This window comes from Streptacidiphilus alkalitolerans (assembly GCF_042511045.1).
Classification (GTDB): Bacteria; Actinomycetota; Actinomycetes; order Streptomycetales; family Streptomycetaceae; genus Streptacidiphilus; species Streptacidiphilus alkalitolerans.
Map to the genome: position 1 here is coordinate 39,707 of NZ_JBHEZX010000027.1, position 23,216 is coordinate 62,922.

21 protein-coding genes and 1 pseudogene are annotated in these 23,216 nt (G+C 71.1%); 9 read left to right on the forward strand and 13 right to left on the reverse strand.

Going from position 1 to position 23,216, the window contains the following annotated elements; all coding sequences use genetic code 11:
• Positions 1-151 precede the first annotated feature (151 nt).
• Both ACEZDG_RS36195 and ACEZDG_RS36200 read left to right on the forward strand, forming a co-directional pair.
• Positions 152-511 (forward strand): hypothetical protein, encoded by a 360-nt coding sequence (locus ACEZDG_RS36195; protein WP_380518742.1) that lies wholly within the window; start codon positions 152-154, stop codon positions 509-511.
• A gap of 133 nt (positions 512-644) precedes the next feature.
• The gene (locus ACEZDG_RS36200) at positions 645-3,215 is read left to right on the forward strand and encodes a tetratricopeptide repeat protein (protein WP_380518745.1); all 2,571 of its coding nucleotides are present in this window, start codon (positions 645-647) and stop codon (positions 3,213-3,215) included.
• Between the two features lie 209 nt (positions 3,216-3,424).
• On the opposite strand, the gene ACEZDG_RS36205 is transcribed toward ACEZDG_RS36200, so the two are convergent.
• Positions 3,425-3,712 (reverse strand): hypothetical protein, encoded by a 288-nt coding sequence (locus ACEZDG_RS36205; protein ID WP_380518748.1) that lies wholly within the window; start codon positions 3,710-3,712, stop codon positions 3,425-3,427.
• Between the two features lie 175 nt (positions 3,713-3,887).
• Here ACEZDG_RS36205 and ACEZDG_RS36210 point away from each other — a divergent pair, with 175 nt between their 5' ends.
• The 3 genes from ACEZDG_RS36210 to ACEZDG_RS36220 all read left to right on the forward strand — a co-directional run bounded on the left by ACEZDG_RS36210 (position 3,888) and on the right by ACEZDG_RS36220 (position 5,927).
• A complete protein-coding gene (locus ACEZDG_RS36210) occupies positions 3,888-4,859 on the forward strand; it encodes an alpha/beta fold hydrolase (RefSeq protein WP_380518751.1) in 972 nt (323 codons plus the stop codon).
• A 115-nt stretch (positions 4,860-4,974) separates the two neighbouring features.
• Positions 4,975-5,466 (forward strand): hypothetical protein, encoded by a 492-nt coding sequence (locus tag ACEZDG_RS36215; RefSeq protein WP_380518754.1) that lies wholly within the window; start codon positions 4,975-4,977, stop codon positions 5,464-5,466.
• 47 nt (positions 5,467-5,513) lie between these two features.
• Complete coding sequence (locus ACEZDG_RS36220) at positions 5,514-5,927, forward strand: hypothetical protein (RefSeq protein ID WP_380518757.1); 414 nt, start codon at positions 5,514-5,516, stop codon at positions 5,925-5,927.
• A 171-nt stretch (positions 5,928-6,098) separates the two neighbouring features.
• Here the strand turns inward: ACEZDG_RS36220 and ACEZDG_RS36225 are convergent, their stop codons facing one another.
• Positions 6,099-6,677 (reverse strand): TetR/AcrR family transcriptional regulator, encoded by a 579-nt coding sequence (locus ACEZDG_RS36225; protein WP_380518760.1) that lies wholly within the window; start codon positions 6,675-6,677, stop codon positions 6,099-6,101.
• A 105-nt stretch (positions 6,678-6,782) separates the two neighbouring features.
• On the opposite strand from ACEZDG_RS36225, the pseudogene ACEZDG_RS36230 reads away from it, so the two are divergent.
• Positions 6,783-7,228, forward strand: a pseudogene (locus tag ACEZDG_RS36230) (anthrone oxygenase family protein).
• 5 nt (positions 7,229-7,233) lie between these two features.
• Here the strand turns inward: ACEZDG_RS36230 and ACEZDG_RS36235 are convergent.
• Positions 7,234-8,058 carry an SDR family oxidoreductase gene (locus tag ACEZDG_RS36235; RefSeq protein ID WP_380518763.1) on the reverse strand — a complete coding sequence of 275 codons (825 nt, stop codon included), beginning with the start codon at positions 8,056-8,058 and terminating at the stop codon, positions 7,234-7,236.
• 898 nt (positions 8,059-8,956) lie between these two features.
• Between ACEZDG_RS36235 and ACEZDG_RS36240 the strand changes: the two genes are divergently transcribed.
• Positions 8,957-10,513 (forward strand): MFS transporter, encoded by a 1,557-nt coding sequence (locus ACEZDG_RS36240; protein ID WP_380518765.1) that lies wholly within the window; start codon positions 8,957-8,959, stop codon positions 10,511-10,513.
• Positions 10,510-11,082, forward strand: coding sequence for a TetR/AcrR family transcriptional regulator (locus ACEZDG_RS36245; RefSeq protein ID WP_380518768.1), 573 nt, complete (start codon positions 10,510-10,512; stop codon positions 11,080-11,082). Before ACEZDG_RS36240 ends, ACEZDG_RS36245 begins: the two co-directional genes overlap by 4 nt.
• 3 nt (positions 11,083-11,085) lie before the next feature.
• On the opposite strand, the gene ACEZDG_RS36250 is transcribed toward ACEZDG_RS36245, so the two are convergent.
• From ACEZDG_RS36250 to ACEZDG_RS36290, 9 genes are all read right to left on the reverse strand, one after another.
• Positions 11,086-11,619: a hypothetical protein gene (locus ACEZDG_RS36250; RefSeq protein WP_380518771.1), complete on the reverse strand. Its 534-nt coding sequence runs from the start codon at positions 11,617-11,619 to the stop codon at positions 11,086-11,088.
• Between the two features lie 136 nt (positions 11,620-11,755).
• Complete coding sequence (locus tag ACEZDG_RS36255; protein ID WP_380518773.1) at positions 11,756-12,055, reverse strand: hypothetical protein; 300 nt, start codon at positions 12,053-12,055, stop codon at positions 11,756-11,758.
• A complete protein-coding gene (locus ACEZDG_RS36260; protein WP_380518776.1) occupies positions 12,052-12,330 on the reverse strand; it encodes a hypothetical protein in 279 nt (92 codons plus the stop codon). Before ACEZDG_RS36260 ends, ACEZDG_RS36255 begins: the two co-directional genes overlap by 4 nt.
• A 255-nt stretch (positions 12,331-12,585) precedes the next feature.
• A complete protein-coding gene (locus ACEZDG_RS36265) occupies positions 12,586-13,332 on the reverse strand; it encodes a hypothetical protein (protein ID WP_380518779.1) in 747 nt (248 codons plus the stop codon).
• Between the two features lie 127 nt (positions 13,333-13,459).
• On the reverse strand, positions 13,460-16,453 hold the full coding sequence (locus tag ACEZDG_RS36270) for a hypothetical protein (protein ID WP_380518782.1): 2,994 nt from the start codon (positions 16,451-16,453) through the stop codon (positions 13,460-13,462).
• Between the two features lie 133 nt (positions 16,454-16,586).
• Positions 16,587-16,787 carry a hypothetical protein gene (locus ACEZDG_RS36275; RefSeq protein WP_380518785.1) on the reverse strand — a complete coding sequence of 67 codons (201 nt, stop codon included), beginning with the start codon at positions 16,785-16,787 and terminating at the stop codon, positions 16,587-16,589.
• Between the two features lie 21 nt (positions 16,788-16,808).
• Complete coding sequence (gene mhpA, locus ACEZDG_RS36280) at positions 16,809-18,386, reverse strand: bifunctional 3-(3-hydroxy-phenyl)propionate/3-hydroxycinnamic acid hydroxylase MhpA (RefSeq protein ID WP_380518788.1); 1,578 nt, start codon at positions 18,384-18,386, stop codon at positions 16,809-16,811.
• Complete coding sequence (locus ACEZDG_RS36285; protein ID WP_380518791.1) at positions 18,383-20,275, reverse strand: acyl-CoA synthetase; 1,893 nt, start codon at positions 20,273-20,275, stop codon at positions 18,383-18,385. Before ACEZDG_RS36285 ends, mhpA begins: the two co-directional genes overlap by 4 nt.
• A complete protein-coding gene (locus ACEZDG_RS36290) occupies positions 20,272-21,210 on the reverse strand; it encodes a fumarylacetoacetate hydrolase family protein (RefSeq protein WP_380518794.1) in 939 nt (312 codons plus the stop codon). The genes ACEZDG_RS36285 and ACEZDG_RS36290 overlap by 4 nt, the downstream gene beginning before the upstream one ends.
• A 207-nt stretch (positions 21,211-21,417) precedes the next feature.
• Between ACEZDG_RS36290 and ACEZDG_RS36295 the strand changes: the two genes are divergently transcribed.
• Complete coding sequence (locus ACEZDG_RS36295) at positions 21,418-22,560, forward strand: VOC family protein (protein ID WP_380518797.1); 1,143 nt, start codon at positions 21,418-21,420, stop codon at positions 22,558-22,560.
• On the opposite strand, the gene ACEZDG_RS36300 is transcribed toward ACEZDG_RS36295, so the two are convergent.
• Positions 22,534-23,202: a TetR/AcrR family transcriptional regulator gene (locus tag ACEZDG_RS36300; RefSeq protein WP_380518800.1), complete on the reverse strand. Its 669-nt coding sequence runs from the start codon at positions 23,200-23,202 to the stop codon at positions 22,534-22,536. The two genes, ACEZDG_RS36295 and ACEZDG_RS36300, sit on opposite strands and share 27 nt — an antisense overlap.
• Positions 23,203-23,216: the final 14 nt, after the last annotated feature.

A 23,216-nucleotide genomic window follows, 5' to 3' on the forward strand; every position in this document is an offset into this window, starting at 1 on the left:
CCAGCACTGGTCCAACTGCTGCTCCAGGGTGCCCCACATCGGGGGAACCCCAAGGAACCCGGCAGCGTCTCTTACGGTAGCCATACGGGGACTGCGGGTAGTTTCCTGCTGGCGGGTCGTGGAAGAGCAGCTGTTCCGGGAAGGAGGAGCGGTGGTGTTGTCGCGGACCTGGAAGGCGGTGGCCGTCGTCGGGGCGGTGGCGTTGATCGCCACAACGCCTCTGGTCTGGCTGGTTGGCGGTTCGGATCCAGGTCAGCTGGCGGGTGCGTCGGTGCAAGGGGCGACGGGGATCGTCGCACTGGTGTGGGCCCTGTTCCAACGCCCGGACGCCGGCGCGGTGGACGAGGCGTCCGACACCGGGGACGCCGTCGCCCGTGACGGGGGCCGCGCGGTCGCGGGTGTGCGGCGCCCGGGGGGCCGCGGTGGCGGGAAGGCGACCGCGCGCAGCACCGGGAAGGCCACTGCTACCGGCGCCAACGGCGAGGCCACGAGCGGTATCGACTACAGCTGACCGGGGCAGGTCGAGCGCGGCGGAGTCCATGGGCACGCGAAGGAGATGGCACGTGAGTGGTGCACGGCCGCGAAGGCGCCGCAGGAACGCGCCGGCCGATGCCGACAGCAGCACCCAGGATCAGGATGCGGTGGTGAACACCGGTGAGGCGATCGGCCTGACCGACGGGCACGCGGTGTCCGGCCTGTCCGCCCCTGCCCCGGACGCGGGGCGCTCCACCGGCCCGGTGAGCATCTCCGGCACCGGGTCAGCGACGGCTACCGCACCGGGTGCGACCGCGATCAGCGGCTACATCCACGAGTTGACGGTCCAGCGGCCGACGCCGCGGGAGCCGGCGCCGTGGCCCCACCAGGTCGGTGTGCTCCCTGCGCGGGCCGGAAGCTTCCAACAGCGGGTCCAGGCCGAGGGGTTGCGCTGTTCGATGCAGGGCGGAGGCACGGTGGTGCTGCGTCAGGCGGTGCTGAGCGGGATGGGCGGGGTCGGCAAGACCCAGTTGGCCGCCGACCACGCCCACACCGCCTGGGATGCCGGTGAGCTGGACGTGCTGGTGTGGATCACGGCGAGCAGCCGCGCCGATGTGGTCGCGGGACTGGCCCGGGCCGCCGTCGAGCTGTGCCGGGCCGACCCGGAGGACGCCGAACAGGCCGCCACGGCGTTCCTGGCCTGGCTCGCCCCTCCTCCGCTGGTATTGGCCGGCAGCGCGGCCGCGGTGCCGATGTGCCGGTGGATGGTCGTTCTGGACGATCTCGCCGACCCTGACGATCTGCGCGGCCTGTGGCCGCCGGCCAGCCCACACGGCCGCACCCTGGTCACCACCCGCCGCCGCGACGCCGCCCTGGCCGGCGCCGACCGCGAACTGGTGGACGTGGGCCTGTACACCCCGGCCGAAGCCCAGAACTACCTGACCGAACGGCTCACCGCGCACCACCGCGCCGAGCCGGAGACCGACCTGATCGCACTCGCCGCCGACCTCGGGCGCCTGCCGCTGGCCCTGGCCCAGGCCACTGCCTACCTGATCGACAGCCTGGTCCCGTGCGCCGACTACCGGGCCCTGCTTGCCGACCGCACCACCGCGCTCCGCGACACCGCCCCCGACCGCCTCCCCGACCAGCAGACGCTCACGGTGGCCGCCACCTGGTCGCTGTCCGCCGATCACGCCGACACCCTGGGCCAGCGCGGCCTGGCCCGCCCCATGCTCCACCTGGCAGCGTTCCTGGACGCCAACGGCATCCCCGACGCGGTGCTGACCTCCGCCCCGGCCCGGGCCTACCTCGCCCGCAACCGCACCGGGCGGGCCACCGCAGACACCGCCGTGGAAGGGCGGAGCCCGGCCCCCGACGCGGCCCCCGTTCCCACCCGCGATGCCCGCCTGGCCCTGGCCGCCCTGCACCGCCTCAGCCTGATCGACTACACCCCGGCCACCCCCACCACCTCGGTGCGGGTCCACCAACTCGTCCAACGTGCCACCCGCGAGGCCCTCGGGGACCTGGAAGACCCGGCTGCCCCGGCCGCCGACGCGCTCTTGGCCGCCTGGCCCGAACAGGAGAGCGACACCGCCCTGATCCAGAGCCTCCGTGCCAATACCGCCGCTCTCATCCGCAGCGGGGGGCCCGCGCTCCTCAGAACGGACGTCCACCCCCTGCTCGTACGGGTCGGTCGCAGCCTCAGCGAAGCCGGCAGCGTCGACGCCGCCGTCCGCCACTACACCCGACTGCTGGAGCGAGCCACCCAGTACCTCGGTGGTGAGCGGCCCTCCGTCCTCGCGGTGCGCCGACACCTGGCCACCGAGCGCGGCCAGCGCGGCGAAGTGGCCGTCGCCGTCACCGAGTTGACCGCCCTCTTGGAGGACGAGCTGCGCCTGCTGGGGCGGGACAGTGAGGAGACTCTCGCCACCCGGCACGAACTGATCTGGTGGCAATGGACAGCCGGGGACAGGGACGGCGCCGAACGCGATCTGGCCGCCCTGCTCGAAGACCGGCTACGGATCCAGGGCCCCGACCACCCCGACAGCCTGGAGACCCGGCACAACCTGTACGCCACCTGGATCGAGGCCGGACTCGTCCCGGAGGCCCTTGCGGCGTACCAGGTACTGCTAGCGGACAGGCTGCGTGTGCAGGGCCCCGACCACGCCGACACGATCGGCGCCCGACACCAGGTGGTCGCCCTGCACGGACTCGCCGGCGATCCGGACAGCGCGGTCCGGGCCATGACCGAAATCGTCAGGGACCGCGCCCGGGTCCAGGGCCCCCGGCACCCGCTCACGCTCGCCGCCCGCCAGGTACTGGCCCGCGTACAAGGCGAGGCGGGCCGTACGGTGACCGCCATCGACGCACTCGACCAAGTGCACCGGGACCGGGTCGAGGTCCTGGGAGCAGACCACCCCGACACGATGACCACCAAGCGCCTGCTGGCCCAGTGGACAGCGGTCGGCCGAAGCAGGGACAGCGCTCTGGCCATGCTCACGGAGCTGCTGCAGCAGCAGCGCCGCGTCCTCGGCCCGATCCACCCCGACACCCTGGACACCCGTCATGAGCTGTACGCGCTCTGGGCGGTGACCGGGCAGGCCCACCAGGCCAAGGAAGCCTTCGCCGACCTGCTGACCGACCGGACCCGCGTTCAAGGCCCCAACCACCCCCAGACGCTGAGAGCGCGCCAAGCGCTCCAGAACCTCACGCACACGGACGAGGAAGGGCTGACGGGTTGACCTCAGGCACGGCTGCGTGGTGCCGGGTGTTCAGTTGTAGCCGTAGCTCCACCACTGAGTGGGCGTCACCCCGCCCCGCGGTCGGCGCATCGCCGACGCAGCCCGCCGGCCCGACCACGGCCCCGCCGAGCTGTACCAGTACATCGGCTGACCCGTCCCGGGCGCCCGAGGGTTCGCCAGCCGGGCCGGAACCTCGATGGAGGCAGGCTTCACTCGTCCCGGGTCGAGACCAGCTGGTCCACGGCCTGCTGCACCTTCGGCAGAGACGTCGCGACGGACTCGTCGTCGGGTTCCTCACCGAACAGTTCGACAGCGGCGGCGCGGGTCAGGACGATGTGGGCCTGGTCGACCAGCCCGCCGCCCCACACGTCCAACTCCGCCTCGGAGTCCTCGCCGTAGCTGATGTAGAGAACCGGGTGCACTGCGGAGGAGTCTAGAAGGGTCCGGACATGCATGGCGGTGACGCGCGGGACGGGCTTGCCGGTGGTTGGTTCCATCGTCTCTGCCTCTTCCGTTCGGCGGTTGGTACCGCACCATGCCACCAGTTGACCAGCCGCTGCGCTGGTTGACGCTCCGTCGGGGCCTGGTGGGGCCTGCGGCACCGCTTTAGACTACTTGGGACGTATGCGGTAGGAAGGTTCGGCCGAGAGCAGGGGGACTATGCACGGCGGGATGAATCGACGTATCCGGACAGCCACCGCAGTCGCCGCCGCAGCCGCGGCGATGGTCGCGACCATGTGCGGGGCGGCACCGACCGCCGCCGCTCCCCCGACCGGTGCCGGTGCTCCGCACGGTGCCGCGCATCAGCCGCAGGCCGACATCCTGAGCGCTCCCACCCTCCTCGCCCGCACCGTTCACGGCAACGTCGGCTACCGCGAGGTCGGCCACGGCAGCCCGCTGCTGCTGATCACCGGGTCCGGCAGCTCCATGGACGCCTGGGCACCCGACCTCGTCGACGCCCTGGCCGCCCACCACACCGTCGTCGTGATGGACAACGCCGGAGTGGGACAGACCAGTCCCCTGCCAGCCCCGCTCACGATCTCGGCCATGGCCGACCAGACCAGTGCGCTGATCTCCACGCTGAGGCTGCACCGTCCCGCTGTGCTCGGCTGGTCGCTGGGCGGGATGGTCGCGCAGGCGTTGGCCGTCCGGCACCCGGGCCAGGTGCGCGGGATCGTCCTGGCCGCCACCCAGTCCGGCACCGGCGCTGCCCTCCCCATCCCCGCCGCCGCAGCCGCCGCGGCAGACAGCGGGAACCCGGCCGAGGTGCTCTCCGTCCTCTTCCCCGCCGACCAGCTCACCGCCGCCCGCGCCTACGGGCTGGCGATCACCCAGTACCCCGGCTACTACCAGGCCCCGGTCGCCGTCAGGACCGCCCAGGAGGCCGCAATCCAGCAGTGGATGACCGGCGCGGACCGGGCGGGCCGCCATCCGGAACGCATCCACGTGCCGGTACTGGTCGCTGACGGCGCGTCGGACGCACTCGACCCTGCCCCCAACGCGACGGTCCTGGCCCGCAGCCTGCGCCATGCCCACCCCCAGGTCCTGCTGTACCCGGACGCAGGCCACGCCTTCCTGTTCCAGGACGCGCCCCAGTTCACCGCGACCATCGAGCACCTCCTCCGCTCAACCACAGGCAGATGACCCCGCCCGACGCAAAGCGCCGAAGAGCCGGCCCCCAGGAGCCGATGCGCTAGCTGGTGCAGGGGCTGGGAAATCAGGGTGCGAACCACCACAGGAGGGTGTCACAGTCACTGTCGTGACCTTGATGGATGTCCTCGTCGACTTTGCCGGCACCGGCCGGATCGGGCCGCTGCACTGCGGAATGTCCCTGGCTGAGGCCGAAGACCTCCTTGGCCCGGGGCATCCGCACCCAGCCCACGTCATGAAGGGGCATGACATCGACGGCTGCCCCTACTCCTGGGGCGGGTTGAAGCTGGTCATCACCCAACGAACCGTCAGTGGCATCTGGATCGGCCTCTGGCCGGGTTCGACCGCCAAGCTTCCGCCGCTCGTCCTACCCGATTCCGAGTCGTTCGAGGCCACCGTCCCGCGCGAGGAACTGCTCACCGTTCTGGATGACATGGGCTGCCGACATGCGGTCAACGACACCCTGACCTTCGGCCAGCAGTCAAGCATCCTCACCCAGCCTGCCGACGTCATCGCGGTCTTTAGTCTGCCGGGACGCGACCAGCACGTGCCGCAACGGGATCGGCACTACCTCGACGTGATGCACAAGCACACAGCTTGACACCGCCCATTTCACAAAATGCCTCATTCCAGGACCAGGAGGGCACGATGGAGCACCTGCAACCATCTGCATTCGCCGAGCACGCTCAACGGCTGGTCGAAGCAGCCTCGACGACCCCTTGGCCGCTACGGGACGGCCGACAGGTCGTTCCTCAGCAGGTCTTGGCCGACCTGGCTGAAGTCGCAGTCCGCGCCCCGGTCACCGGTCGAGAGATCGACCACACCCAGATACTGCGCCAATGCCTCGACTCCCTCGCCACCGGGGATCCGGCCGGAGACCCGGAACTCCACCTCCTGTGCTTGCTTCTCGCGATGTCCAGCATCGACCGGGGCGGTCACGCCACTCAGGCCGATGCCTGCGAGAACGCCCTTCAGTACATGGCCAGCCTTCCCGCGTGGCGGGATGCCGACATCACCTTCGGCCCCAACGGCTCTGCTAACGAAGCAGATTCCACAGAATGAAGCAGCTGACGCGGCCTTCGCCGGTGCAGGCCGCTACACTCCCCCACCTGTTCGAGGTGCAGGAGCACAGGTCCGCGGAGGCTGCGGTGCGAGTGCGAGTGACCGGAAGCGATGCCGCAGGCAGGGTGCGGAATTCGAGGACCCCGGCCGCAACCCCGCCGGGGCGGCGCGTCAGACGACGGCGAGCCGGTCCACCAGCAGCTCCACCCTCTGACCGGCTTCGGCCGGCGGCAGCCGCCCTGCGCGGGTCAGCGTCGCCAGGCCGTGCAGGGCTGCCCAGAACACCTCGGTGAAGAGTCCCGGGTGGACGCCGTCCCCGGCGACTTCGCCCAGGCTCTCCAACAGCGCGGCGAAGGCGTCCTTGAGGGGTGCCGGGGTGTCCTCGGCCGCGAACGCCAGGCCGCCGTCGAGTTGGAAGATGGCGTCGTAGACCGCCGGATTGCGCTCGGCGAAGTCGAGGTAGGCGCGCCCCAGGGCGGTGACCCGGGCGCGCGGGCCGTCCGCGGCGCCGGCCGCGGCCCGCACCGCCGCGGCAAGCTCGGCGGCGCCCTCCAGGGCGACGGCGCCGATGATCTCGCGCTTGCCCCGGAAGTGGCTGTAGAGCACCGGCTGGCTGTACTCGATGCGCTCGGCGAGCCGGCGGGTGGTGACCGAGTCCCAGCCCTGCTGCTCGGCGAGTTCACGGGCGGTCGCCACGATGAGCCGTTCGCGCTCCGCCCGCTCGCGCTCCTTGCGTTCCTGTACCGACATACGGCGATCCTAGGGCAAAGAATCTAGCAGCGCTAGACAAGGGAGCAGCAGCAGTACTAGCGTTGCCTCATCACCTAGCAGCGCTAGATCCCAGGAGGGGTCATCATGCTCAACGCACTCGAGGTCTTCACCACCGTGGTCGTCGGCGTGATGGTGGGGTGGAGTTCTCCGTCCTCTTCGTCATCAACCCGATCCTCAACGCGCTCCCCGAGGACAGTGCCCAACTCGGCCACGCCCACGGGGGCCGGATGCTCGGCGCCGTGATGCCGTTCTGGTACATAGGCTCACTCGTCCTCGCCGCGGTCTGGGCCGTCGCCGGACGGCACCACCACGGCACCGGCCTCGTCGTCACCGCCGGCGCGCTGCTGATCCTCAGCGTGGTCATGTCGCTCCTGCTGCTCGTCCCGATCAACAACCGGAACAAGACCTGGACCCCGGAGAACCGGCCCGAGGACTGGAAGGAGCAGCTGAACCGCTGGCTCCGCTTCCACTACGTCCGGGTCGCCGTCATCATCGCCGCCTTCACCCTGCTGGTCACCGCCCTCGTCTGACCCCGTCAGCCCTGCGCGCGCTCCGCCACCGGCTGCCACTTCTCCCACACCGCGAGACGCCGCTCGTAGTCGGCCTTGGCGATGCCCAGCGGCGCCGAACCGAAGAAGCAGCGCAGCGGCGGCTCGTCGGCGTCGACGATTTCCAGCACGGCCGCGGCGGACGCGGTCGGGTCGCCCGGCGTGCCGACCCGCTTGCGGCGCTGCTCCTGCACCTGCTTGTGGAAGTCGGCGTACGCGGGCAACGGCTCGGAGGTGCTCGACGAGGAACCCGCCCAGTCGGTGGCAAACCCACCGGGCTCGATCAGGGTGACCTTGATGCCGAACGGCGACACCTCCTGGGCCAGCGCCTGGCTCATGCCTTCGAGCGCCCACTTCGACGCGTGGTAGATCCCGACCAGCGGGAAGGCGCTGATGCCTCCGATGGAGGAGACCTGGAGAATGTGGCCACTGCCCTGCTCACGCAGGAACGGCAGCGCGGCCTGCGTGATCCACAGCGCGCCGAACAGGTTGGTCTCCAGTTGCGCGCGTGCCTCGGCCTCGGTGAGCTCCTCGACCATGCCGAAGTGGCCGTAACCGGCGTTGTTGACCACCACGTCCAGGCGCCCGAACCGCTCGTGCGCCTGCTGCACGGCGGCGAAGTCCGCCTCACGGTCCGTCACGTCGAGACGCAGCGGCAGCAGCCGCTCCCCGTACTTCTCACGAAGGTCATCCAGCGTGGAGACATCGCGCGCGGTCGCGGCCACCGAGTCTCCGCGGTCGAGGGCGGCGATGGCCCACTCCCTGCCGAAGCCGCGCGAGGCGCCGGTGATGAACCAGATCTTCTCCGTCATGCTGTGCTCCCCAGGAAACTCGCGGTGCTTGTTCCTCCAGTCAACACCTTGGAGTGCACTCGAACGCAACTCCAGCAGCGAGGGCGGCGGACCCCGGGGGCACCCCGACTGCGATGCGCCAGTTCGGACTGAGCCGTACGCTGCGGGCGGCCACTGCCAGTGGGCGCGCGGATGCGCCGTCGAGGCAGTTCGTCCCGGAGAGATGGCCCACAGGCCCGCACTGTGCGCGCGGACCTGACGGACCGTCTCTCCGGGACTGTCCGCACCACTACTGGCAGTGCTGTTGCTCTCGCGGAGGAGGGCGCTGCGGGCCGTGGGCAGTGGATGGTTCAGTCCACACGGTTGGTTCGACCTTCAGGAGTCTGCCCGGAGGGTGGTTGCTCGTCGCGGCTCTCGGGCGTGAAGGCGTCGCGGCGGGCGAGGGTCACCGACAGCGGCAGGCCAGCCGCTCGGCCGCGCGTTGCCGGACACGGACCCGCGCTTGGGTCCGGGGCCGGAACGAGGGGAGCCGCGAGCACCCGCCCGTCAGGTGCTGGAGCGCACGAGGGACGCTGGGTCCCGCGCAGAGGCTGGACGGTGTCGGCACCGACCATGGCGTTCCGGGTCGGCTCAGCAAGGGGCTCGGGGCGGCGCCCCGAAGCCTCGGCTGTCGAGGTGGTCGACCAGCGCGGCCTCTTTTCGGAGCAGGCGGTCGCGGTCGTCGGCAGGCAGGGACGCCAGGGCGTCGACCAGGACCCGCCGACGCGGAACGTGGACCGTGTTGGCCGAGTAGACCCGGCACCCCGAGCACCAGGCAAACCCGACGAGCGGCGGCAACGCCCGGGGAATTTTGATATCCGGTCCCGGCTTATGTCATCATCTGAAGACATCATCTGATGACAAGCTTGGGAGCATGCCGATGACCGGCCGCCACGCAGGGCCAGCACCTGACTTCCGGGACCGGGCCCTGGTCCCGGTGCTGGTGTTCCTCGGGACCGTGGTCGCCGTGATCAGCAGCCTGGGGGCACCCCTGGTGCCGACCATCGCGGCCGTCGACCACGTCTCGCTGTCCGACGCCCAGTGGTCGCTCACCATCACCCTGCTGGTGGGCTCCATCGCCACGCCCGTGATGGGTCGGCTGGGCGACGGCCCGCACCGGCGCCGGGTGGTGCTGGGGTCCATCGCCGTGGTGCTGCTCGGCAGCGTGCTGGCCGCGCTGCCGCTCGGCTTCGGCTTCCTGGTCGCCGGACGCGGCCTGCAGGGCGTCGGCCTCGGCCTGGTCCCGCTGACCATCGCCACCGCCCGCGACGTCCTGCCGGCCGAGCGCTCACGGCCGGCCGTCGCGCTGCTCTCGATCACCACCGTGGCTGGCGTCGGCCTGGGCTACCCGCTGACCGGCCTGATCACCGAGTCACTGGGAGTGCACGCGGGCTTCTGGTTCGGTGCGATCATCAGCGCGCTGGCGCTGCTCGCCGCCGCCCTGGTCCTCCCCCGGACCGGCAGCGGCAAGAAGCGGCCCCTGGACGCGCCCGGGGCCGCGCTCCTCGCCGTCGGCCTGGCCGCGCTGCTGCTCGCGCTGAGCGAGGGCGAGGTCTGGGGCTGGACCTCCCTCCGAGTGCTCGGCCTGATCGTCTTCGCCGTCGTCCTGCTGGCCGGCTGGAGCCGGCACGAACTGCGCACCGCCCACCCGCTGGTGGACCTGCGGACGCTGCGGAACCGCTCCGTGCTGACCGCCAACGTCGCCGGGCTGATCGCCGGCGTGGCGATGTACATGCTGATGTCGATGGTCACCCGCTTCGTACAGACCCCCAGCTCCACCGGCTACGGATTCGGCACCTCGGTCCTGGTCACCGGCCTGGTGCTGCTGCCCTTCTCCGCGGCCAGCGTCGCGTCGAGCAAACTGGTGCCGCTGCTGGCCCGACGCACCTCGACGGCGCTGGTGCTGCCGATCGGATGCGGGATCTCGCTGCTGTCGATGGTGCTGTTCCTGGTCGCCCGCGGCAGCCTGTGGGAGCTCTTCGTCATCATGGGCGTCGCCGGGCTCGGCGTCGGCTGCACCTTCGCGGTGATGCCCGGACTGATCGTCAACGCGGTCCCCGCGCACGAGACCGGCAGCGCCATCAGCTTCAACCAGGTGCTGCGCACCATCGGCTACACCACCGGCAGCGTGCTGAGCGCGGTCGTGCTGCAGGCGCACACACCGTCCGGACACCTGCTTCCGGAGGACAGCGGCTACCAGAGCGCCGCCTGGCTGGGTTGTGTGATCTGGGTGGTCACCGCTGTCGTTACCATCGTCCTGCCGAGGCGGGCCTCCGCGGCGGCCAGGCGCGCCATGACCGTGGACGAGGAACTGCTGATGGACGAGAGCATCGCCGACGCCGAGACGGCCGAGGACAGCGCCGGCGCCGACGCCGGCGTCCCGGCCGCCCCTGCCGTCTCCACCGCGCCCACCGTCCCCGCCCGGTCCGGCCGATGACCGCAGCCGGGTCGGCGCCCACCGGCAAGCGGCGCGACTCCGCCCGCAGCAGGGAACTGCTGCTGGAGGCGGCGGCGGCCCTGTTCGCCGAACGCGGCTACGACCGCAGCACCACCCGGGAGATCGGCGAACGCGCCGGTGTCGACCCGGCCCTGATCGCCCGCTACTTCGGCGGCAAGGCGCAGCTCTACATCGCCGTGCTCGACCTGGACCGGGCCAGCGACCGCCCGGCCGACCTGCTCGAACCCGGGCGCGCCACGGCGCTGCTCGAGGTGATGGCGCGGCGCGGCGCGGGACCGGTCTTCCGGGCCGCGGTCACCCCGCTGGAGGACCCGGCGGTCCAGGCCGCCGCCACCGCGCAGCTGCACTGGCGACTGGTGGACCCGCTGTGCGAGCGGTTCACCCGGGAGGGCCTGGACCGGCCCCGGCTGCGGGCCGAGTTGGCGCTGGCCGCGTTCGTCGGCGTCGTCCTGTCCCGCGGCAGCGGCGCCTTCCCGGACCTGGCCGAGGCCGACACCGAGGAGATCGTCCAGCTGGTCCTGGACATGTTCGCCCAGCGTCCCCGCTGACATTCAACGCCGAGCGGCACCCGCCGACCTGTCACGGTCGTCCATGGGGACGCCGCTGGCCCAGCTCGCCACGATCGCGATGACGATCGCCAGCAGCCCGCAGACCAGCAGTTGGCCTGCGATCTGCGAGTCGGTCAGGGTGCTGGTGAAGCTGACGCCGAGGAAAGCCAGATAGCCCAGCGTCATGATGAGGGCGAAGAAACCGAAGGGGTAGTTCGTCACCCGCGGCAGCAGGTAGAGCACCGCCACCGCGAGCAGGGTGGCGACGATGATTCCGACGCTCAGCGCACCGGAGTTGGGGAAGCCCTCATTGACCTGCCCGGCGTCCTGGAAGGCGTTCGCGTTGAGCGTCTGCCGGACGAGGTAGGTGAGCACCAGTCCGGCCATCAGGGCCGCGCCCGAGGCGAGCAGGGCGCGCATCAGCACGGTGCCCGGGGACAGGGCGGCATACCCGCCGACCCCGGGCCGGGCAGCGGGGGGTGCGGTGGGGGCTTTGGCGGCGGTGGGGGCGGTATGGGCGGCGGGGGCGGTGGTCATCGCGACCTCCAGGAGTCGAAGGAACCATGGACTCTCCTCCCCGGTGTACTGCCACCCGCCCACTTCCGCCCGTCCGACTACGCCATCCGGGGACGGGCCCGCCGCCGACGTGCGGTGACCGTGCGGAGTCACCGACTCAGGTGGCGACCCAGATGAGATCGCAGACCCGGATCGTTCGGTGCTCCAGGTCCAGCACGTAGTAGATCAGGACGGGTGCGCTGCGCACGTCCACCGCGTACCGGCCGTCGGCCAGACGCATGCCCGCCGGGGGGCGATGCGCGCCGATCGCGGCGCCGACCTCGATCGCGAGCGAGCGGACGAACAGTACGATCCCGTCGTGGAGCTGCACCTCGCCTGCTTTGTGCATGGCGAGCAGGACCTGCGCCGCCTGGTCGTCCAGGACAGCACGCCAGCTCGGCTGGGTGGGGCCTGTCATCCGCCTTCGCCGAGGATCAGGTCCGGGAGCTCCACCGGAGCCGTCCTGCTGAGCGCGTCCCGGAGCCGCTGCTCGCGTCCCGGGACCTGGTTGAGCATGGCCTCGAACCACCACCGGGACATCACGTCGACGACGACCTCGGGATCGGCTTCGAGGACCTCCGCCAGGAAAGCCTGCCGGTCCTCGCCGTCCAGTGCGTCCCTGATGTCGCGGATCGTGTGGCCGACGGGTTGGGTGCGAGGGCTCGCAGGCCGTTCAGCGTGCTGGGCGGTCATCGATTCACTCCTCACCGGCGTCTCAAGCCCCACCGTAGCGCTTCGAAAGCAGCGGCGGCAGAGATAGGCCCCTGAACCGGCCCGCGATCCGGCTCCGACTCCGGCTCCGTGTGAACACTCATTCGAGCGCAGGCCCGCACCGCGGGGAGCTCCGCGACCGGGACTGGGCGGTCAACGCGCCCTTCGAGCCGTACAACGATGCCGAAGCCCGATGACCAGCCGGGGGCGGCCGGGAGGCCGCCACCGGTGATTGGCTCATCGCTGCTGCAGTCGGCGCTTCCGCTTCCGCCTGCCGGTCTCCCCCTTGTGCTTCGGGGCCGGGGCGGCGGGGTGGAGCTGGTGCTTGATCAGGGCGCGCAGGCGTTCGGGGTGGCGGGTCGGCACCACCCAGGTGCTGCCGACCCTGGGCAGCAGGGCGCGGCTGAAGTGCGGGTCGCTGGGATCCATGTAGTTGGAAAAGAACCGGGCGGAACGGAACTCCGGCACGGTCGCCACCGCAGGATCGATGCGTATCACCAGCGCCGCCCGCATCAGCGGAGGTATCAGCACACCCACCGAGCACGAGAGCATGGACTTCGGCTTCGCCCACCGGTTGCTGAGCGTGTCGTACTCGGGTGACGTGCGCAGCCGCATCACCTTGTCCGGGTCAGTGACCACGAACATCTCGCGGACGCCCGACCAGGGGCAGGAGAACACCGCCCAGTTCTGGTGCGTCACCGTCGGGTTCCGGTGCTCGGCCCTCTTCGAGGCGACCGCTCCGATCCGGACGCCCTGCTCGTCCACCCTGATACCGGTCGGCCAGTTCCGGTACAGCAGCGAGATCGGGACCATGCAGTAGACCGGAGTGAAGCCCGCGCCCACGAACCAGCCCGGGCCGACGGTGAATCCGAGCGCCAGGCACAGGCCGAGGAGGGCGACGGGCCCCACCAGGCCCGTGCCCAGCAGCGACAGGCTCAGCGCGGAGTGGTCTTCCGCGTATACGAACTCTTCAGGTCGATCCACCCTCGCCGTCCCCCGTCCGTCGCATCCCGCGCCACCCCGTGGGCGAAGGCATCTGCCACGATCGCCCAACACAACACACCGGTCAATGCTCCGGAGAGGCACGGTCTGCGAGCGGCTGCCGCCGGTCTCAGCTGTTGTCGATCTCGAGGCCGTCGAACGTCATGTAGGTGCCGTCGACCTTGGTCAGGACGAGTGTGTGCACGCCTGCGGGCAGGCCGGTCTTCGACCAGACGACGACGTTCGAGTGACGCTGGCCGTCGGTGGGCACGGTGTCGACGCTGACGGGCGTCCCGGCGTCCAGCGCTGCCGAGAAGTGGCCCTCGTCGCCGCTCTGTTCGCCGAAGACCTCGATACCCGTGCCGACGAACGTGTAGGTGACCGTCGAGCCGTTGTCCGACGCGTAGTGCAGGTCGTCCTGGTAGTCGCCGAGTCCGCGGTTGTTCTGGTAGCTGAATCCGACGTACTGGATGTCCGGGTCCGTGTCGTTGAGCCGGACGGAAGCGGGCGCCGTGCCGACCACGAAGACGGTCGCCGCCGGCGGCGAGTCGACGCCACGCGGGTTCGACTGCACGGCCACCAGCGTGTGCTGGCCGTCGGCCTCCGTCGCGGTGCAGGACCACGCGGAGCCCGCGACCGTCACCCGGCACAGGGTGGTCCCGCCGTCCGTCACGGTGACCGTGTCACCCGTGACCCCGGAGCCGTGGACCGTGAACGTGCCTGCCACGCCGGTCGCGCCCGACGCCGGTGCGGAGATCCTGGGCGCGGCGACGAGACCGCCGACCGACACCTGCGAAGTGTCCGCACCGGGCGGGAGCGATGCGATCAGGAAGCCGGGTGAGAGCACCTGCACCTTCGGGGCGGCGTGGCCGGAGAAGTAGACCGGGGTTCCCGGTCCGAACCCCGCGCCGGCGATCAGCACCCGCATGGTCGTGGCGCCGTCGGCGAACGTGGCCTGCGGCGTCGAGACGTAGTCGGCCTCCAGGTCGGTGGTCTCGGCGAAGCCTCGCCCCGACGGGTCCGGTCCTGCGCTCTGAAGCGCCGTCAGCTGGATGTCGTTCGGTCCCGGCGCGGCCGGTATCGAGGTGTTGCTGCCGACGTGGCTGTCGACCGCGTTGGCGCAGATGTACTGGCCTGCGGGCGCCGAGAAGTAGTTGCCCTCGACCAGGAAGTGCCCGGTCGGCGCGCAACCGCCCTGGGCGTTGGCGCCGCTGTTGTGGAACTGCACGTTGCCGACGTAGTGGATCCACTCGGAACCGGCGTCGTCGTAGAAGGACGCGAAGCCGGGCCCCTGGTCGTAGGTGACGTTGCCGATCACCTGCAGGCCGTGCGCCATCGTGGCGTCGAAGTCGATCGTCCTGCCGTCGGCCTGGTAGTGGTACGCGGCCTGGTGCCCCTCCATGTACACCCCGCCCCCGTCGCCGAGCACCCGGAGGTAGTCGTGGATGAGGTTGTAGCTGATCGTGTTGTCGGCGTTGATGTTGAGCGAGTTCGACGGGTGGTCGGCCGAGTCGACGTGCCCCTGGATGACGCCGGCGGTGATGCCGGTGTAGGGCAGGTCGTAGAGCTCGTTGTGGGTGACCAGCGAGTGCCGGCTGTACAGCAGCGTGATGCCGCTCGCCGAGGGGTAGTCGGTGCCCACGTGGTCGATGACGTTGTCGGAGACCGTGTTGTAGGTGGCGATCTCGTTCGTCCCGATCGTGTCGCCGGTCACGGCCGACGGATCCGGGGTGCAGTTGTCCTTGATCACCTGTGGGGTGTCGGGGTTCGTGGTGGGGTAGTCCGGGAAGTGGGCCGGATCGGGGTTGACCGGGGTCGGGTCGGCGGTGCAGCCGAGCAGCACCGAGGTCGACGCGATGTCGGTGAACTCATTGCCCTGGACCAGGTTGTGCGACGAGCCGTAGGCGATGCCCAGGCCCGCCCCGCCGAGTTCCGCGAACCGGTTGCCGGTCAGTGTGATGCGGTCGGCGGCGGTGAAGGACACATTGGCGTGCGGCTCGGTCAGCAGGCCCCACGGGCAGCTGCCGGCCGGGTTCGAGAACGAGCACATGCCCTGGTTGTTGGCCCCGGTCAGGTGCAGGTTGCTCTGCACGTCGGCGAAGCCGCTGGGTCCGGAGGGGGCGTTCCAGGTGGCGTAGGAGAACGTGAGCCCCGAGAACGTCAGATCGTGGACGGGACGGGCCAGACTGCCCGCGCCCTGCACCAGGGTCTCCAGATGGGGCAGTTCGACGTCGAGGCTGTCGGGCTCGGCCCCGTCCAGCGGGTAGAGGTAGAGGGTGTGGCTCGACTGGTCGAGGAACCACTGGCCGGGATGCAGCAGGCTGCGCGCGTTCTGGATCGAGGCCGGCATCTGCGAGCTGCCCATCGACGGCAGTGTGCCGCTGGCCTGGGCGTAGTCGGCGCGGTCGGTGACGTCCTTCCAGCACGGTTGGTCCATGGTCAGCGAAGTGCCGGAGAGCGACTGCACCCGGCACTTCGAGTCGGTCCACTGTCCGTTGCCACCCGGGTAGTCGAACTCGACCTGCTGCAACTGGGCCGGCGTCAACGCCGAGAAGAAGGCCAGCCCGGCCGGGTCGGCGGTGAGGTCGTACCCCTGGGCCGAGCCCTTCCAGCCGCCGGCGAAGTGCAGTTGGGACGGTGTGGCCTGCGCGACGGGCGCCTCCGTGCCGTCGACGTAGAGCTGACGACTGGCGCTGGTGGCCGCAACGGGTGTCGACCAGGCGCCTGACGGGGAGGAGGCGGTCCAGTCACCCACGCGGGTCGCACCGGAGAGCACCGGGTGGGCGCCGTGTGCCGCGGTCCACACGACCGGGTGCCCGGGGCTCCCCGAGTCCGCCGCGTCGAAATCGAGGGGCGCCGCCAGCCGGTAGGTGCCGTCGCCCAGGATCACCCGCGCATCGGCGGTGTGCCCGGCCCGGGCCTGACGCACGGTCTGCTGCGCCGTGGTGATCGAGCAGGGCGCCGCGGCCGAGCAGCGGGTACCGGAGCCGTTGGGTGCCGCATAGATGGACGTTACGGGGCTGGCCGCAGCCGCCGCCGCGGACACGAGACCTGTCGCCAGCAGAGCCGTCACCGCGGTCCCCGCCAGCAGTTGGACGGGACGTCGACGTTTGAGCAGCAGCACTGTGACTCTCCTTCAGAGAAGGGGCGTTCTCCGGTAATTCATCCTATCTATACTGCGAAACGTCACGCTAAGCCCGGGGTGATCCCGCGTCAAGGTCGATGTCATCCGATGAATATCTTCCTCTGATGCTGCGTCAAGCGCCCCCGCGGGACGCCAGGACGTGGCGGTCGCGGCTCTCGCCGAAGGCCGCGACGGTCTGTGCGACGAGCAGGGCGAGCAGCACGGCGATCGGCAGGGACCACCCCCCGCTCGCGGAGTGCAGCAGGCCGAGGCCGAGCGGGCCGAGGCAGTGGCCCTGGTCGGCGAGACCCCCGGCCGCTGCCGCAACCGTCAACTCCCTGCTGAGGGCGGCTAGTCAGGCATCGGGTCCCGGTCGGTGCGGGGGCGACGGACGCCCTGTCATCGCTGCGGCGGTGGGCCGGTGCAGCCGGTCCTCGGGGCTGCCCACGCCGTGGCCGGCGCTGAGTACGGTGCCGTCCGGGCGGACCAGGGCCGCGAGCATCCGTGCTGCGTGCAGCCAGCGGAAGAGCTCGCTGCCGGGGAGGACGATCAGGATGCGCCCGCCGTGACGGGTGATCATCTCGACCTGGCGCGTGGTCGGCTCGTCCACCGTCACCAGGGTCAGCCGGCCGGCTGCCAGATCGTCGAAGCGCTGGGTGTCGTTGATGCGCGCGTTGGGGCACAGGGTTCCGGCCGGGGTCCGCCGCAGCCGGGGTCGGACCACCAGTGCGGACCGGTGCAGCGCGGGGGTTCGGCTGGTGAGGACCTGGCGGCGGACCGCGGGCAGCCGGCTCAGGCGCGGCAGCAGGGCGGCGCGCAGCGCGTTGCCGGTGCGACCACCGCGGGTCATGACCGTGCCGATGAGTTTGGCCAGGCGGATCATCGCGGTCGCATGCGGTTTGCGTTCGGCCTGGTAGCTGTCGAGGACGTGCTCGGGCCAGCTGCCGTTGAGGACGCCGGCGAGCTTCCAGGCGAGGTTGGCGGCGTCGCGCACACCCGCGCCCAGGCCCTGGCCGATGAAGGGCGGGGTGAGGTGCGCCGCGTCGCCGAGCAGGAAGACCCTTCGGTCGCGCCAGGTACGGGCGATCTGCGCGCGGAAGGTGTACTCGGCGACGCGCAGCACCTGGAACTGATCCGGTGTCAGGTCAGCGGTCCAGGGTGCGATCAGTGGTCGGAGCTGCCGCGGTTGCTGGAAGTCGTCGCTGCTCTCGTGCGGCAGCAGGCGGAACTCCCACCGGTAGCGGGTCGCGCCGACCCGCATGAAGGTGGCCGCGCGGTGGGGGTCGCAGACCTGGTGCACGCCCTCCCAGTGGCCCAGGTCGGCTTCGGTGGCGAGGTCGACCACCAGCCAGCGCTGCGCGAAGCCGAGGTCCTTGGTCCGGGTTCCGATCGCGGTGCGGGTCACGCTGTTGGCCCCGTCGCAGCCGAGGACGTACGAGGCGGTGACGGTGCTGCGGGTTCCGCTGGCGCGGTCGGTGTAGGACACGGTCACCGGCCCGCCGTCCTGGTCGATCGCGGTGACCTCGACGCCGCTGTGCAGGGTGGCGGACGGGTACCGGGCGAGGTTGCCGCGCAGCAGTGCTTCGAGGTCGGGCTGGTCGTACATGTTCGCGGCCGGGTACCCGTGCACGCCCGGTTCGGCGCTGCGGCGGAACTCGGCCAGGACCCGCAGGCGCGGGTCCAGCAGCCGCAGGCCCTGGCCGGGCCGGGAGACGGCGGCGAACTGCTCGCCGATGCCCAGCCGCGCCAGGATGCGGTAGACCTCGTCGTCCAGGTGGACCGCACGCGGTCGGGCGTGGACGCCGGGCCAGCGTTCCAGCAGGAGGGTTTCGACGCCGTACTGGGCCAGCAGCGTGGCCGCGGTCAGGCCGGTCGGCCCGGCGCCCACGATCACGACCGGGCTGTGCGCCTGCGGCGCAGGGTGTGTGCTCACGGTCGACGCACCACCCGCCAGTGGATCCCGTACTGGGAGGCGATCCCGACAGCGGCCTGCTCGTCCGTGTCGGTGGCGCAGTGGATCCGGGCCTCGACCGCGCCGTCCGCGATCTCCGCCCGTACCTCGACGCCGTCGAGGTGCGCCAGGGCGCTGTTCAGCTCGCGCTGGGCGGCGTCGCGGCGCAGCGCGACCTTGTAGGGCTTGCCGACGGCGGTGAGCGGCAGTTCGTCGAGGATGTGGACGGTTCGGGGCACCGCCGCGCGCTCGCTGACCTGCGCGGCGGCCCAGGCGCCCAGTTCCGCCTCGGTGGCCGAGGCGTCCGGGGACAGCGTGACGTAGGCGACGGGTATCTCACCGGAGCGCCGGTCCGGACGGGCGACCGCCGCAGCGCCGGTGACCTGGGGGTGGGCCAGCAGTGCGTCCTCGATGACGGCGGGGTCGATGTTGTGCCCGCCCCGGATGATCAGGTCCTTGGCCCGGCCGCGCAGGTGGACGAAGCCCTGGGCGTCGACGTGTCCCAGGTCGCCGGTCTCCAGCCAGCCGCCGTCGCCCGGGTTCGGGCACCGGACCAGGTGGTTGCCTCGGTCGTCGCGTCCGGCGACGTAGCCGGCGAACACGGTGGGCCCCTGCACCACGAGCACCCCGGTCTCACCGGGCCGCAGCGACCGGTGGCCGCCGTCCGGCCGTACGTCCACCGCGCGTATGCGCAGGTAGGGCAGGCGCTGGCCCACGGAACCCGGCACGGGTACGCCGGGGAAGCTGCCGGCGCTGGCGCAGGTGGCCTCGGTCAGCCCGTAGCCCTCCACCAGCGCGACACCGGTGCTGTCCTGGAAGGCGGTCCGCACGGCCTCGGGCAGGGCGGAGGCCCCCACGGCCGCGAACCGCAGGCTTGTGATGTCGGCGTCGACCGGGCACTGGGCCAGGAACGCGTACACGGTGGGCACCGCGCTGAGCACCGCGACCCGGTAGTTCTCGACGATCCTCCAGAACTCCGCGTAGAGCGCGGGTTCGCGGTAGCCCAGCGGGCCGGCCCACACCACGGCCTGCCCCTTGAACAGGGGCGCGAGCAGGGTCACGACCAGGGCGTTGACGTGGAACAGCGGCAGCCCCGCGAAGAGCACGGAGTCCTGGGCCAGGGTGGTGTTCGCAGCCAGCATCCAGGCGTTGGCGACCTGGTTGGTGTGGGTGTGCGCGGCCAGTTTCGGGGTGCCGGTGGTGCCGCCGGTGTGGAAGAACGCGGCGAAGTCGCCGGCGCCGGGCGCGGCGCCGTGGAAGACGGCAGGGTCCTGCTCGGCCGCCAGGTCCTGGAGGAAGCCGGTCCTGACTCCGGACAGCTGGGGCAGGGCGGGTGCCGGGTCCGCGGCCAGGGTGGGGCGCAGTGCGAGGAGGGTGTCGAGCAGGCCCTCGCGGGCCAGGGTCAGCGCGTTCTCCCAGGTGTCGGCCGCCAGTTCGGGCCCGGCGGCCAGCAGGGTCCTGGCGCCGCTGCGGCGCAGGAGTTCACGAAGGTGCCCCAGTCCGAGGCCGGGGTTCAGCGGCGCGATGATCCCGGCCAACTGCCCGGCCAGGGTGGCGGTGACCAGTTCGGAGCAGTTCGGCGCCATCAGTGCGACGGCGTCGCCGCGGCGCACTCCGAGGGTGTGCAGGGCGTTGGCGTACCGGTGGACGTCGGCGAGCAGGGTGCGGAAGGTGCGGCGCTGCGGGGTGCGCCATCGTGCGGCATCGGGGAGTACGTGCAGGGCGGTGCGGTCGGGCCAGTGTTCGGCGGCCCGGGTGAGCAGGTCGTAGGTGGTTCCCGGCAGTTGGCGCGCCTGGAGCGGGACCGCCTCGATCACGGCCAGGTCGGCCGGGTGGTCGTACTTCGCCGGCCACATCAACGTCTCGCTCATCGTTCCCACTTCACGGTCGTGTGCTGGGTGCCCAGGTCGATCGCTCCGTCATCGGTGGCGACCGAGGCCTCGACGACGTCGCCGTCCTGGAGGTACTCGGGGTTCTTCTGCTGGCCCTTGGTGAACAGGCGCCATTTGACGTGCTCGGGCAGCAGCACGGCGAGCGTCCGTACCGGTCGCGGCGGCGCGCTGAGGGCGGTGCCGACCGGTGTGCCGGTCAGGACCAGGTCCCCGGGGTCCAGGTGCTGGAAGGCGGTCAGGGCCCGGAGGGCCTGCAGCGGCCGGTAGATCATGTCCGCTGCGGTCCGGTCCTGCCGCACTGCGCCGTTGACCCGCAGGGTGAGCCGCAGCTCCGTGAAGCGGCTGAGCTCGTCGTCCTCCAGCAGGACCAGCCTGGGCCCGACCGGGGTGAAGGTCGGGTAGGACTTCGACTCGTAGAACTGCGTCCGGGTCAGCTGGACGTCGCGGGCGGAGACGTCGTTCGCGACGACCAGGCCCGCCACGTACCGGGGCAGGTCGCCGTCGGTGATCCGGGTGCCCACCGGGAGGGGGTGCCCGATCACCAGGCCGATCTCCACCTCGTAGTCCAGCAGGGTCACGTGCCGCGGGCGCAGGATCGTCTCCTCCGGTCCGCTGACCGATCCCGAGGCCTTGCGGAAGAAGGTCAGCGGCACCCGGCCCGGGTCCAGCCCGGCGTCCCTGGCGTGCGAGGCGTAGTTCGTCATCTGCGCGACGACCCGGCAGGGCGCGGTCAGCGGGGACAGCAGGTCCAGGCTCTCCACGGCGACCGTGCCGCCGCGGGCCGCGGCTGCGTCGACCGCCGGGCGGTCCTGCAGCAGTTCCCGCGTGCTGGACGCCGCTGTGCGGATCTCAGCCGCACCGGTCGCGGTCAGGACCCACCAGTTGTGCTCGGTGCGCAGGATCGAGACGGTCATCAGCGGACCACATTCCTTCGGACAGGCAGTGGCGTTCAGTGATCACCACAGACGGAGATGATGAAATCATCACAACAGTTCCGTTCATCAGTCAAGGATCTCCAGCAAGCTCGTCGACCTTGACTGATTACACAATCGTAACTGAGAATGTCATCAGAATGAGCATTGAGCACCCTGCCGGGGGGACGAGGACAAGGAAGGCCGCACATGATGGGATTCGGCTCCGTACCACCGCAGGACCCGCACAAGGCCCTGCACAGTGCGGAAGGCGCGCTGCGCGGAGAGCCCACCGGCCGGGCGGACAACCCCGTCGTCAAGGTCTGGGACGTGGCCTGGCTGGTGTTCGAGAAGCCGGACCTGGACCGCGCGGAGAGGTTCGCACGCGACTTCGGATTCACCGTCACCAGCCGTACCCCCGACGAACTGCGGCTGCGCGGGACCTTCCCCGGGACCGACGCGGTCGTGATCCGCCGCGGGCCCCGGGCCGGCTTCGTCGGCCCGGTCTTCCAGGCACAGGAGCGCCCCGATCTGGACCGGCTCGCCGCCCGCACCGGCGCCCGGGTCAAGCCCCTGCCCGGTCACCGGGACGGCGCCGTCGTCGAACTGCTCGACCCCAGCGGCCTGGCCGTGGCCGTGGTCCACGGGGCGGACGTCCACCCGGTCCTGCCCGACCAGAAGCCGCTGGTCCTGAACACGGGCACCAGCTGGCCGCGGGTCAACACCACCCAGCGGCCGGCCCGCGAGCCGTCCCGGATCCAGCGCCTCGGCCACTTCGTCTTCGAGACACCGCACTTCACCACCGCGCTGAACTGGTACCAGGAGACCCTCGGCCTGCTGGTCAGCGACTTCCAGTTCCTGCCCAGGGAGCGCGCACTCGGCCCGACCATGGCGTTCATGCGCTGCGACCGCGGCGGCCAGGCCGCCGACCACCACACCATGGCACTCCACCTCAGCCCGCGCACCGGCTATGTGCACTCCGCCTACCAGGTGGCGGACCTGGACGCGCTGGCGGCCGGCGGCGCCTACCTCGCCGAACGCGGCTACCACCGCGCCTGGGGCATCGGCCGGCACATCCTGGGAAGCCAGATCTTCGACTACTGGCGCGACCCGGACCGGCTGATGGTCGAACACTTCACCGACGGCGACCGGTTCGACGCCTCGGTCCAGCCCGGCTGGGCCCCGATGACCGCCTCCGGCCTGGCCCAGTGGGGGCCGCCGGTCACCCGCGACTTCCTCGGCACCAACCCCTCCCCCGCGCTCCTGCGCGAGGTCTACTCCGCGCTGCGTGAACCGGACTCGGAGGTCACCGCCAAACGCCTGCTGTCACTGGTCAGGGCGATGTCCAGCTGACTGCCCGACCACCAGGTCGGGCAGCTCACGCGTCGCCAGCACCCGCGCCCGCTTCGCCGGAACGCCGAACATCAGCAGCAGGTTCTCGGCCAGGTCGTCGCTGCTCCGGTCATCCGCTTCCTCCGGATGCAGCAGCGACAACTGCAAGGTCGCCAGCAGCGCGCCGGCGGTGCTGGCCAAGGCCAGGCGCGGGTTCCTGATCCGGAACACCCCCGCCGCGATCCCGGCCTCCAGGTCGCGCCGGGCCCGGTGCGCGACACCCCGGTCGGACTCCAGGTAGTCCAGCCCGTGCCGCACCACGATGCGTGCCAGCTCCGGGCGGGTCCGGGCGAAACGCACCGTCATCCGGATCGACCGCGCGAAGCGCTCGCTCGGATCCTCGTCCTGCTCGCCGATGCTGTCGAGCGCGGTGCCGATCTCGTCCAGGACGTCGAGGACAGCGACTTCGAACAGCTCGGCCTTGCTGCTGAAGTGGTTGTAGAAGGAGCCGAAGCCCACATCGGCGGCGTCGGTGATCTCCTGGATGCTCGCGCTCTGGGACCTGCCGTCGGCCAGCATCGCCCGCGCCGCGTCGACCATCTTGCGCCGCGTCTCGGCTTTGCGCCGTTCGAGCCGATTCCCCGTTGCCTCTGTAGCCGCCATGGTCAGGACTCTAG